This is a genomic window from Methylovorus menthalis (genome assembly GCF_020523625.1).
Classification (GTDB): Bacteria; Pseudomonadota; Gammaproteobacteria; order Burkholderiales; family Methylophilaceae; genus Methylovorus; species Methylovorus menthalis.
This window is the reverse complement of record NZ_JAJAQH010000005.1, coordinates 126,099-138,217: the sequence shown is the minus strand read 5'-3', so window position 1 is coordinate 138,217 and position 12,119 is coordinate 126,099. Positions and strand designations below refer to the sequence as shown.

12 protein-coding genes are annotated in these 12,119 nt (G+C 54.8%); 3 read left to right on the top strand and 9 right to left on the bottom strand.

Annotated features, from left to right (window positions below):
* Positions 1 to 2: 2 nt before the first annotated feature.
* The 6 genes from LG204_RS05240 to def form a co-directional block, all read right to left on the bottom strand.
* Positions 3 to 2,129 (bottom strand): sensor histidine kinase, encoded by a 2,127-nt coding sequence (locus LG204_RS05240; RefSeq protein ID WP_230336283.1) that lies wholly within the window; start codon positions 2,127 to 2,129, stop codon positions 3 to 5.
* Positions 2,130 to 2,144: 15 nt separating this feature from the next.
* Entirely contained in the window at positions 2,145 to 2,735 is a 591-nt protein-coding gene (locus LG204_RS05235) for a DUF4390 domain-containing protein (protein ID WP_230336282.1), read from the bottom strand.
* Entirely contained in the window at positions 2,713 to 3,996 is a 1,284-nt protein-coding gene (gene rsmB, locus LG204_RS05230) for a 16S rRNA (cytosine(967)-C(5))-methyltransferase RsmB (protein ID WP_230336281.1), read from the bottom strand. Before rsmB ends, LG204_RS05235 begins: the two co-directional genes overlap by 23 nt.
* Before the next feature lie 73 nt (positions 3,997 to 4,069).
* Entirely contained in the window at positions 4,070 to 4,912 is an 843-nt protein-coding gene (htpX, locus tag LG204_RS05225) for a zinc metalloprotease HtpX (protein ID WP_230336280.1), read from the bottom strand.
* A gap of 67 nt (positions 4,913 to 4,979) precedes the next feature.
* Positions 4,980 to 5,930: a methionyl-tRNA formyltransferase gene (gene fmt / locus LG204_RS05220; RefSeq protein WP_230336279.1), complete on the bottom strand. Its 951-nt coding sequence runs from the start codon at positions 5,928 to 5,930 to the stop codon at positions 4,980 to 4,982.
* Between the two features lies 1 nt (position 5,931).
* Positions 5,932 to 6,432, bottom strand: coding sequence for a peptide deformylase (gene def / locus LG204_RS05215; protein WP_013441010.1), 501 nt, complete (start codon positions 6,430 to 6,432; stop codon positions 5,932 to 5,934).
* A gap of 86 nt (positions 6,433 to 6,518) precedes the next feature.
* Here def and LG204_RS05210 point away from each other — a divergent pair, with 86 nt between their 5' ends.
* The 3 genes from LG204_RS05210 to LG204_RS05200 all read left to right on the top strand — a co-directional run bounded on the left by LG204_RS05210 (position 6,519) and on the right by LG204_RS05200 (position 9,363).
* Positions 6,519 to 7,670 carry a LysM peptidoglycan-binding domain-containing protein gene (locus LG204_RS05210; RefSeq protein ID WP_230336278.1) on the top strand — a complete coding sequence of 384 codons (1,152 nt, stop codon included), beginning with the start codon at positions 6,519 to 6,521 and terminating at the stop codon, positions 7,668 to 7,670.
* Between the two features lie 6 nt (positions 7,671 to 7,676).
* Positions 7,677 to 8,792, top strand: a complete 1,116-nt coding sequence (dprA, locus tag LG204_RS05205; RefSeq protein ID WP_230336277.1) for a DNA-processing protein DprA — start codon at positions 7,677 to 7,679, stop codon at positions 8,790 to 8,792.
* Positions 8,793 to 8,904: 112 nt separating this feature from the next.
* Positions 8,905 to 9,363 (top strand): DUF494 domain-containing protein, encoded by a 459-nt coding sequence (locus LG204_RS05200; RefSeq protein WP_230336276.1) that lies wholly within the window; start codon positions 8,905 to 8,907, stop codon positions 9,361 to 9,363.
* 23 nt (positions 9,364 to 9,386) lie between these two features.
* Here the strand turns inward: LG204_RS05200 and metF are convergent, their stop codons facing one another.
* From metF to ahcY, 3 genes are read right to left on the bottom strand one after another with little or no spacing between them, the layout of a single operon-like run.
* Complete coding sequence (gene metF, locus LG204_RS05195; RefSeq protein ID WP_230336275.1) at positions 9,387 to 10,238, bottom strand: methylenetetrahydrofolate reductase [NAD(P)H]; 852 nt, start codon at positions 10,236 to 10,238, stop codon at positions 9,387 to 9,389.
* A 16-nt stretch (positions 10,239 to 10,254) separates the two neighbouring features.
* A complete protein-coding gene (locus LG204_RS05190; protein ID WP_013441005.1) occupies positions 10,255 to 10,596 on the bottom strand; it encodes a phage holin family protein in 342 nt (113 codons plus the stop codon).
* Between the two features lie 43 nt (positions 10,597 to 10,639).
* Positions 10,640 to 12,049 (bottom strand): adenosylhomocysteinase, encoded by a 1,410-nt coding sequence (gene ahcY / locus LG204_RS05185; RefSeq protein ID WP_230336274.1) that lies wholly within the window; start codon positions 12,047 to 12,049, stop codon positions 10,640 to 10,642.
* Positions 12,050 to 12,119: the final 70 nt, after the last annotated feature.

The window sequence follows — 12,119 nt, the reverse complement described above, 5'->3', positions numbered from 1 at the left end:
GATTACTCCACCCTTTTCGTTTTTGCTGGCAAAGTCACAGTGATGCTTGCGCCCCCCTTTGCCAGGTTTTCAATATGAATGTGGCCTTTATGCTCTTCTATGATTTTCTTGACGATTGCCAGACCGAGACCGGTGCCATGGCGCTTGCTGGTCATGTAGGGCTCGAAGGCGCGGCTGAGGATTTCCAGCGGGAAACCGGTGCCATTGTCTCTTACCTCTAGTTTGACCGTATCCACTTCCATCGCCGTGATGATCTGAATCACCCCGTCCGGCCTGCCTTCCAGCGCATCCTGGGCGTTTTGCAGTAGGTTGTGCAGCACTTGCCGCAGCATGGTGGCGTCACCCATGACCGATGGCAAACCATCCGCCAGGCTGATTTCAAGGTGAATATCTGCCGGTTCATACAAGGCCAGTACATCCTTGATCAGGCTGTTCAGCGCCAGCTCGCTCAGATTAAGCGCTGGTGCCCGTGCATATTCGCTAAATTCATTCACCATGGTTTTCATGGCCGCCACCTGCGTCACGATGGTATTGGTGGCGCGCCGCAGCATATCGGCATCGTCGGTTTCGAGCTTGGCCGCCAGCTTGTGTTCCAGGCGCTCGGCCGAGAGCTGAATAGGCGTCAGCGGGTTCTTGATCTCGTGCGCCAGTCGCCGAGCAACTTCCCCCCAGGCGGCATCGCGCTGGGCTTGTACCATGGTCGTCACATCATCAAACACAATCAGGAAACCGCTATCGGCGGTTTGCGGCAACCGCGTGCCACGCACCAGCAAAATACGCTTGCCCTGCGCAGTCACCAGCTCCAGTTCTTCTTGCCATTCGCCGGTATCGTCATCCCCACAATGCGAAAGAATCAGCTCAACCCAAGCCTCCAGCGCCACATGTGTCTGACCCAACTGCTGGAAAGGCTGCTCAAGAAAATTGCTCAGGTTGACGCCAAGAATATTTGAGGCGGCCATATTGCAGGTACGCAACTGCGCGCGGTCATCCAGCGCCAGCACGCCGGAGGACAAGTGCGCGAGGATGGTGGCAAGATACCCACGAGCCGCTTCTACCCGTGCCCGGTTGCGCTCTGCTGCCAATGTGGCATCGCCGAGCTGCCTCGTCATGCTGTTAAAGGATTGCACCAGTATGCCCAGCTCATCCTTGCCATGCACCGGCAACATGGTGCCGTAATCGCCGCGGGCAATGGCGCGCGTGCCTTCGGCCAGTACACCCAGCGGCGCTGACAGGCGGCGGCTAAGCACAAAGGCAATCGATACCGCGGACAACATCGCAAGCATCAGCACCAGCGTCAGCGTCAGGGCAAACACCTCTTTCAGCGATTCGCGGCTGAGCGATAGCTCCTGATAATCCTGATACACATCCTGCACGGATTCCGCCGTGGCAGACAAACTCTTGGGCACCGGCTGCAACAGCTGCAAAATACGCGTTTCCCCTGCCAGATCGGGCATCACGATCGGGGCCAGCACCCGAAGATAAAGACCTTTATCCGGAATCGGCTCTATGGTGCCGTATACATGCTGCCGTGCCTGACGCAGCTGGGGAATACTGGGCAGCTCCGGCAGAAAGGTCGCCGGATTGTTGCTTGAAAACGCCAGGATACGTCCTTGCAAGGTCAGCAGAACCGCATCCTCCACCCCGCTTTTTTCGCGCAGGTCATTCAGCACACTCAGGTGTGAGTTGGAGGGCTGAAACGCCAGCGAGACGGCCATGCTCTCGGCTTTTTCCTCGATATCGGACAACATGATGTCGAGCGCACTCTGGCCCAGGCGCAAACCGCCCTCCAGCGCTGCTTCCACTTTCACGTTAAACCACGACTCAATCGAGCGCGTCAGGAAATTGACCGATACCGCATATACGATCACGCCGGGAATAATCGCCATGAGGGCAAAGGCGCCCAGCAAACGCAGGGTAAGCCGACTGCCCATGACATGCGCACGCATCTGGCGAAACAGGCGCCAGAGCTGCATGCTGATCATGACGATCAATGCCACGGCCAGGGCGCCATTCAGCACCAGCAGCAAAGTGTAATAATTACCCGAGGCGGCCGTATTGGTGCTGGCATGCGACAGCAGATACAGTAGGACTGCACCTAGCAGGGCACTGATAAAAACGATGTATTTCATTGGAGCGGAGGCATGCTAAAACAGCGTGGGCACCCAGCGATAACGCTGGGAAACCATATTCCAGTCCTCGGAGCCACCAATCACATCCACCTGCAATGCCTTGGGCAGCCTGGTTTGATCCAGCCGCACGCGCAAGGCAGCCTTGTAGGCTTCACCTTTTTTCAGCAGGGCTTTCTCGAATACTGGCCATTGCTCCAGGCGTGAGAGTTCCTGTTTGGCATCCTGCAAGGACGCAAAGGAGCGTTGGTGGTGATTATTGAGATTGACCAGATATTGCCGTGACAAGGCATGGTAGCTCAGGGTGACATAGGTACTGACCGTGGCGATTTCGTCATCAAACCAGTAGCGACGTGGTGAGGTCAGCTGGAATTCAATCAGGAACGTCAGCGGGATGCCTTTGTTCAAGGCTTCTTCTACCGTGGGACTCAGGCTGACATCAAAATCGGCATTCAGCAGATAGCTATCTTCGGTTGGCACCAGCTCTGCATTGCGAATGTGAAGATTACTAACGGCAGCGTATGCCGTCGTCAGCATGAAAAGAACAAAACTGCCGGTCAACAGCGTGGCAAATAAACGACGAAAATCAGTTTTTTTGTAAAAGTGCATAAAAGAAGCCGTCATGTGCTGCACAAGGATAAAGTTGTCCATGCCGAGCATGAGGCGAAGCATCCTGACTCAGCGGCAACTGCTTCGCATCGGCGTGCTGTTGCAGGAACCGGTCAATCTGCTGTTGGTTTTCCTCATGAAAAACCGAGCACGTTGCGTAAAGCAATTTACCACCCTTTGCCAGGCACTGCCACAGTTGCGGCAGAATGAGTGCCTGCTGGCGAACGAAGGAGGCAACATCCGCCTCGCGTCGTAGCCATTTGATATCCACATGCCGCCGGACTATGCCGGAAGCCGTACATGGCACATCTGCCAGAATGCGATCGAACGGCCGACCATCCCACCATCCGGAAGCATCCGCCGCATCGCCCGTCACCAGCTGGGCTTTCAATTTCAAGCGTTGCAGGTTTTCTTCCGTACGGCGCAATCTGCCGGCATCGCTATCCATGGCGATCAAATCCACATCGGCCAGCTCAAGGATATGGCCGGTCTTTCCACCCGGCGCGCAGCAGGCATCCAGCACCCGCATGCCCGCTGTCAGATCAAGCAGGGGGGCCGCCCATTGCGCACCTGCATCCTGCACCGAGACATCACCTTCAAGAAACCCGGGGATACGCTCGACTGGAATAGGCTGGGTCAAGCTAACCGCGCGACCGCCCAGTTCGCTGAAGGCTATACCGGCGTCGGCCAGCTGCTGGCAATAGGTTTCTACGCTGAGGTGGCGACGATTAACGCGCAAGGTCATGGGCGGGTGCTGATTGCCTGCCAGCAGCATAGCCTCCCACTCTTGCGGATATTGATGGCGAAGCTTGTTCACCCACCACTGCGGATAGGAGTAGCGGGCGACATCGTCAGCGGGGTCAATATTCTTCACCAGCGCATCCTGCTGCCGCAGAAAGTTACGCAATACGGCGTTGGTCAAGCCTTTGACCCATGGCTTTTTGAATTGCGCCGAGGCTTGCACGGCCTGGTCCACAATCGTATGGCTGGCGGCACGCGCCTGCTGCAACTGGTAGATCGCTACCAGCAGCAGGCAGCGCAAGCGCTCATCTTGCAATGGCTTCTGCAGGAGCTGATTCAGCAGTGCTTGCAATTGCCCATACTGGCGCAGGCAGCCGTAGCTGAGATCCTGCGTCATGCCACGTTGTTGGGGGGTCAGGCTGCGTTGGCGGCTAAAAATGGCATCCAGGGTGACACCAAGGTTACGGCCAGTCAGCACCTGATGCACGGCTTCGGCGGCGAGTTGTTGAGCTAGTTGCAAAACGGCCTTTCGGGGAATTCTGAAAAAACAAAAGCCGCAGAGCTTAACGTCTGCGGCCGCTTGTGAGGGGTGATCAGGCCATAGCCATCAGGCGCGCGATACGCTCCTGGGTTTGCGGGTGTGTACTGAACAAGCCCTTGATCCCTTCGCCAGACAAGGGATTGATGATCATCATCTGGGCGGTTTCAGGATGCCGCTCAGCTGTCTCCAGCGGAATCTGATGTGCGTAGTCGTGGATCTTTTTCAAAGCTGCGGCCAGCGCAGTGGGGTCACCACTGATTTCTGCGCCGCCGCGGTCCGCTTCAAACTCGCGTGCACGTGAAATCGCCATCTGGATCAACATGGCAGCAATCGGTGCCAGAATCATGATCAGAATAGCCACTGCCGGATGCACACTGCGCTCACGGTCATGGCCACCTGCAAACAGCATGCCGAATTGGGCAATCGATGAAATAGCACCGGCGATGGTGGCCGAGATGGTGGAGATCAGCGTGTCACGGTGTTTGACGTGTGCCAGCTCATGCGCCATGACGCCACGTAATTCGCGCTCAGACAGGATGCGCATGATGCCTGTCGTCGCGGCGACGGCTGCATGCTCAGGGTCGCGCCCGGTGGCAAATGCGTTAGGCTGGTCCTCGTCAATGATATAGACCTTGGGCATGGGCAACTGGGCATTTTGCGCCAGCTCCTTCACCATGTTGTAAAACTGTGGGGCTGAGGCAGCATCGACCTCGCGGGCGTTGTACATCTTGAGTACGGCCTTGTCAGAAAACCAGTAGGCGTAAACATTCATGGCCGCGGCGAGCAACAGGGCGATCATCATGCCACCGGCACCACCAAGCGCAGCGCCCACGGTACCAAACAGCACCACAATGCCCGCCATCAGGATGGAGGTTTTCAACCAGTTACCTAACATGTGTACTCCTCAAGTCTTTCATTGATAAGGGATGCATGACCCTTAGATGCGGCTCATCAGCAAAAATTCAAGCCTGTGGCAAGACCGAAAGAAAGCGGTCACCCGGCTTCAATGCATGGCCCGCAATAAACTGTGCAGCCTGCAAGCGCTTGCCGCCAGGCATCTGCAATTCTTCAATGCGCAGCAAACCCTGACCACAGCCGACCACAATGGCATCCCCCACCGAAACTACCACGCCGGGGGCGGCGTTTCCTTCGACTGCGGTGGCCATCCAGATGCGGCAGACCTCACCGTTAAATTTGGCTTGGGCAACCGGGAAAGGATTAAACGCGCGCACCTGGCGCGAAATCGCCTCGGCGTTATATGTCCAGTCTATGCCGGCTTCGGCCTTTTGCAGCTTGGCCGCATACGTCACCAGGGCTTCGTCTTGCGGCTCGGCTGGCAGATTGCGCTGGACTGCCAGTGTATCCATGGCCTTGACCATTAGTTGCGCCCCCATGGTCGACAAGCCATCATGCAGCGATTGTGCGGTATCGCGCTCACGGATAGGCAGCACGCCCTTCTCAACCATGGCACCTGCATCCAGCGCGGGCACAACTTCCATAATGGTCACGCCGGTTTCGGCATCTCCCGCCAGCAATGCGCGCTGGATGGGGGCCGCCCCGCGCCAGCGCGGCAATAAGGAGGCGTGGATGTTGTAACAACCCAGCGCGGGCATGTTCAGCACGGTGGTCGGGATGATCAGGCCATACGCTGCCACGATCATGACATCGGCTTCCACCGCTGCAATCTGTGCCTGTATAACGGCATCCTTCAAAGTCTCGGGCTGCAACACCGGAATCTGATGCTGCAAGGCGAGCTCTTTGACCGGACTGGCTTTGAGTTTCATGCCACGACCAGCCGGGCGATCGGGCTGGGTAAGCACCATCACAACGCCATGCTCCGATGCGATAAGGGCAGCCAGCGCTGGCACGGCAAAGTCTGGCGTGCCAGCAAATATGATCTTGAGTGCGGGCATGTTAGCGATCCCGCTGACGTTTCTTGAGTTTGGTCTTGATGCGGTTTTGCTTGAGTGGCGACAGGTAATCGACAAATACCTTGCCCAGCAAGTGGTCCATTTCATGCTGGATGCAAACAGCCAGCAGGCCCTGCGCTTCCAGCACAAACGGCTCGCCATTGCGATCCAGCGCTTCCACGGTGACCTCTGCGGCGCGTGTCACATTTTCATAAATCCCCGGCACCGAAAGGCACCCCTCTTCGTAATCCTGAGCGCCACATTTCGCGGTAATTTTGGGGTTGATGAACACCCGCAGCTCGTTCTTTGCCTCGGACAGATCCATGACAATAATCTGCTGATGCACATCCACCTGCGTAGCGGCCAAGCCTATGCCCGGCGCAGCGTACATAGTCTCTGCCATGTCATCGATCAGGCGACGGATGTTGGCGTTCACTTCCTTTACCGGCTTGGCAACCGTATAAAGCCGTGGATCGGGGTAGTTTAATATGTCTAAAATTGCCATAAATCTTGATTGTTGAATGAATTACATGCAGAATTTAATGCAAGTTCGCGGATATTTCATGCCGCATCATTGCCGAGGTCTTGAATATGTTGAGATACATTATAACGCCGCTCGTATTGGCTTGTCTGGCTTTACCTGCCGCGGCGGATGATGTTCAGCTGCAGCCTGACCGCCCCGAACGCTATGTCGTGGTTAAAGGCGATACGCTATGGGCTATTTCCGGCAAATTCCTCAAGGACCCGTGGAAGTGGCCCAAGGTGTGGAATATGAACCGCGAGCAGATCAAGAATCCGCATCTGATCTACCCCGGCGATGTGGTCGTGCTGGATACCAGTAGCGGGGAACCTCAGCTGCGTCTATTGCGCGAAACCGTCACCTTGCAGCCAGGCATTCGTGAAGAGCCGCTTGATCGAGAAGCCGTTCCCAGCATCTCACCTAGCACCATTGCCCCATTTCTTAGCCGTCCGCTGATTGTGGAGCCAGACTCCCTTAAAGAGTCGCCCACTATTATCGCTGGCCCGCAAAACCGCGTGGCGTATGCGCCTGGCAACAAGGTCTACATCGATAAGATGCCGGAAGATCAAGGCAACGTCTGGCATATTTACCGCCCCGGTAAAATCATGGTGGATCCCGAAAACAAAGAGCCACTGGGCCTGGAAGCACTCTACCTAGGTGACCTCAAGGTCATCAAATTCGGTGACCCAGCCACAGGTGAAATTACGCGTGCCAAAGAAGAGATTTTCAGCGATGACCGACTGGTAAAGGTCGAGGACAAACTACAATTCAACTATATTCCGCATGCCCCGGAAAGCGAGATTAAAGGTCGCATCATGGCCATCTACGGTGGCGTGGCTGAAGCAGGTGCCAACACCATCATCTCGATCAACAAGGGCAAGGCTGATGGCCTGGAAGAAGGCCATGTGCTGAGCATCAATCGTGCAGGCACCTACGTCAGCCGCAAACCGACTGAAAAGAAGGCTGAAGAAAAATTCAAATTGCCAGAGTTCCGCTTCAAGGATGTGGACCCTAACGAAGAGAAAAACAAGAAGCCCCAGTCTAAATCCGATGAGAAATACGACCCCAAGAAAGATCCGGCCAATGACAAATCCCTGGTCAAACTACCCGACGAGCGTATTGGCTTGCTGATGGTATTCCGGACCTTTGACCGGGTTTCTTACGGCTTGATCATGCAGGCAGCAGAGCCAGTTAATCTGCTGGACACCGTCAACACGCCCTGAGCTAGCATGTCTCTTAGTGCTTCAGACCTGGAGGAAGCCCGCCTCTGGATAGCATTGAGCCTGGTTCCTGGCTTGGGCAGTCAGCGTATCTGCCAGCTTCTCAAAGCATTCGGCAGTCCAGAACAGATTTTTGCAGCGCCTCAGGATGCCCTGCGGCAAGTCGTGCCTGATGCTGTTGCCGAAGCGATTATCGCCGGTCCCGACTTGGCCGCCACCGACTTCGCAGCCACTTGGCTCATGCAGGAAAATAACCACCTCCTCACCCTGGCTGATAGCCGTTACCCACCCGCCCTGCTGGAAATCGCCGACCCCCCTCCCCTGCTTTATGCAAAAGGCCAATTGGCAGCCTTTGATTTACCGGGAATGGCGATTGTCGGCAGTCGAAATGCGACACCTCAGGGCGAAAAGAATGCGGCCGATTTTGCTCAGGCCTTGTGTGAACAAGGCTATTGCGTCATCAGTGGCTTGGCGCTCGGGATTGATGGTGCAGCACATCACGGCGCCTTGCGAGCTAAAGGCACCACCATTGCTGTCGTCGGCACCGGGCTCGACATCGTTTACCCGTCAAAACATCGCACGCTGGCCCATCAGATTGTCGAGCAAGGTTTGATAATCTCGGAGTTTGCACTCGGCACACCCTCTCGCCCACAGAATTTCCCTCGGCGAAATCGCCTCATTAGCGGATTAAGCCAGGGCTGCCTGGTAGTGGAGGCCAATGCAAAAAGTGGCTCTCTCATCACGGCAAGGCTAGCGGCAGAACAGGGGCGCGAAGTATTTGCCATCCCTGGCTCCATCCACTCCCCCGTATCCAAGGGTTGCCACGAGCTGATCAAGCAAGGGGCAAAACTGGTCGATTGTATTCAGGATATCGTGCAGGAGATGGCCCCTTTGCATTCCGCACAGCAACAAGCCTCTCAGGAAGACGCTTTTGATGGAAAAAATCCAGAGGAACACCCCCATACCCAGCTGCTCGCATGCATGGGTTACGACCCTATAAGTATCGATGCATTACAGCAATCAAGTGGCTTGACGAGCGATAACCTTTCGGCCATGCTGTTGATACTGGAGCTTGAAAACAAAGTGGCGGCACTGCCCGGTGGCCGCTACCAGCGCATGAGCTGATTGCAGCATTTGCGGGATTGCTTCTAAGAATTAAAGCTTGGCCTGATTCTGGCGTTACAAAGATATAGATGTCAGGCTTAATTCTTAGAAGAATCCACATAGGGGAATATATATGTTCGAAGTGCTGGTATATATGTTTGAGAATTACTTTGAAGCAGATATCCGTCCCGACCAATCTACTCTCGCCAAAGAATTATTCGCCGCAGGTTTCGATAGTGATGACATTAATCACGCCTTCGACTGGTTCAGCGCCTTGGAAGCCATGACCGCCAAAGAGCTGGCCGGCACTGAACTCAACACCTCGGGCTTCCGTATTTTCAGCGAACCTGAAACCACCAAGATCAGCAGTGAAAGCCTGAGCTTCATCATGTTTCTGGAACAGGCCAAGGTGCTGAATGCGACCGAGCGCGAACTGATTGTTGATCGTGCGCTTGCCCTGCCACAACCAGTCATCGGCCTCGATGAAACACGCTGGATTGTGCTGATGGCCTTGTGGAAGCAAGGAAAAACCAAGGACTATCTATTTGTGGAAGATGCCGTATTTGGCGACGCCCATCCCACGCTACATTAAGTAGCGCAAGATGGATTGGCCGGCTAAGCGTCAGGCGGCTTCAAACCCAGGCGCTGGGCCAGGGTAGTTATCATCCCACTCTGATTCAGTGTATAAAAATGCAGGCCGGGGGCTCCTCCGGCCAGCAGCTTCTCGCATACTCCCGTTACCACATCCAACCCCAGCGCCCGCAAGGATGCAAGGTCATCACCATAATCCTGCAAACGCAAGCGTAGCCAGCGTGGAATTTCTGCGCCACAGACACTGGAAAAACGTGCCAGCTGGGTAATGTTATAGATGGGCATAATGCCCGGCACAATCGGCATGTCGATGCCCAGGCGCGTGCATTCATCCCGAAAATAAAAATACGCATCCGGGTTATAAAAATATTGGGTAATGGCAGAGTTGGCGCCCGCATCCACCTTGCGCTTGAAGTTGGCGAGATCTGCCGTGGGCGATGCCGCTTCTGGATGAAATTCGGGATACGCGGCTACTTCAATATGGAAATGATCGCCAGTTTCCTGCCGGATGAATTCAACCAGCTCATTGGCATAACGAAAATCGCCAGCACTCACTTCGCCGGATGGAATATCGCCACGCAATGCGACAAGCCGCTTGATATTGTGCTGCTGGTAAAGCAACAGCAGATCGCTAATTTCCTGCCTGCTGGAAGAAATGCATGAAATATGCGGTGCCGCCTCAAATCCCGCTGCCTGAATATCCAGCACCGTATCCAGGGTGCGGTCACGGGTTGAGCCACCCGCACCAAAAGTCACCGAAAGAAACTTGGGATTAAGGGCGGCCAGTTGAGTGCGCGCCTCGCGCAGCTTGGCCATGCCTTCTTCCGTTTTCGGTGGGAAAAATTCAACACTGATCATGAGTTCCTGGTTATCCATCACAGTCTGCGCCTTCTCAATCGCGCAGCACAATTGCGCTTAATAACCATGAAATCACGCTGTACAGGAATGCTCCAACAATACCTGCCCACAGACCATGTACTTCAAAGCCTTGCAATACATGCCCCACCAGCAAGAACAAAAGACCATTGATCACGAGGATGAACAGGCCCAGCGTCACAATGGTGACCGGCAAGGTCAGCAATACCAGTATCGGCCGTATCAGCATATTGACCAGCCCGATCACCGCTGCTGCGATAAGTGCAGCCACAAAGCCAGACACGTGTATAGATGGCATCAGGTAGGTAACTGCCAGCAAAGCCAGCGCGTTAAGTATCCAGACCAGCAGTAATTTCATGGCATATCTCCTTAAAACAGGCCCGCGCGGGCCTGCGTTCTACTTAGTAGCGGTAGTGCTCAGGCTTGAATGGGCCTGCAACTGACACCCCGATATAAGCCGCTTGCTGGTCTGTCAGACGCGTCAGTTGAGCATTCAGCTTCTTCAACTGCAACACAGCCACCTTCTCGTCCAAGTGCTTGGGCAGAGTATACACACCGACCGGGTATTCCTCGGTACGGGTAAACAGCTCAATCTGGGCGATGGTCTGGTTAGCAAATGACGAGCTCATGACATAGCTCGGATGACCAGTACCGCAACCAAGATTCACCAGGCGACCCTTGGCCAGCAGGATGATTTTCTTGCCGTCCGGGAAAATCACGTGATCCACTTGTGGCTTGATTTCATCCCACTGGTATTTTTCCAGGGAAGCGACGTCTATCTCGTTATCAAAGTGGCCGATATTGCAGACAATCGCCTGGTCTTTCATCTTTGCCATGTGGTCATGGGTAATCACATGGTAGTTGCCGGTAGCTGTGACAAAGATATCGCCATGCTCAGCGGCGTAATCCATGGTGACAACGCGGTAACCTTCCATCGCGGCTTGCAATGCGCAGATAGGATCGATCTCGGTCACCCAAACTTGGGCAGAAAGGGCGCGCAGTGCCTGCGCAGAACCTTTACCCACATCACCGTAACCGGCAACCACGGCAACTTTGCCAGCGATCATGACATCGGTGGCGCGCTTGATGCCATCGACCAGGGATTCACGGCAACCATAGAGATTGTCGAATTTTGATTTGGTAACAGAGTCATTCACGTTAATGGCAGGGAATGCCAGACGGCCTTCCTTGTGCATTTGATAAAGACGATGCACCCCTGTGGTGGTTTCTTCGGTCACGCCCTTGATATGTTTGAGTCGTGTGGAATACCAGGTAGGATCAACCGCCAGCTTCGCCTTGATGGCATTGAATAGGCAAATTTCTTCTTCACTGCCTGGGCTGCTCAATACGGAAGAATCGGTTTCTGCCTTGGTGCCAAGATGCAACAGCAGCGTAGCATCGCCACCATCATCCAGAATCATGTTGGAATAGCCACCATCGGTCCATTCAAAAATACGATGTGTGTAATCCCAATACTCATCTAGCGTTTCGCCCTTGATCGCAAACACAGGTGTACCAGTAGCGGCAATGGCAGCCGCCGCATGATCTTGCGTAGAGTAAATATTGCAGGAAGCCCAACGTACATCAGCCCCCAGATCCTTCAGCGTCTCAATCAGCACGGCAGTCTGGATGGTCATGTGCAGGGAACCGGTAATGCGCGCACCGCGCAAAGGCTTGGTTAACGCATACTCTTCGCGGATCGCCATGAGGCCAGGCATTTCGGTCTCGGCAATGGCAATTTCCTTGCGGCCCCAGGCGGCTAGGTTCATATCGGCAATTACATAATCTTTGATATCAGCCACAGAATTCATTTTCTATTCCTTTGAATTGTGGCCGGGGGGAAGGGGCTGGGAGGTCTATTGACGCTGCTCACCCTCATCC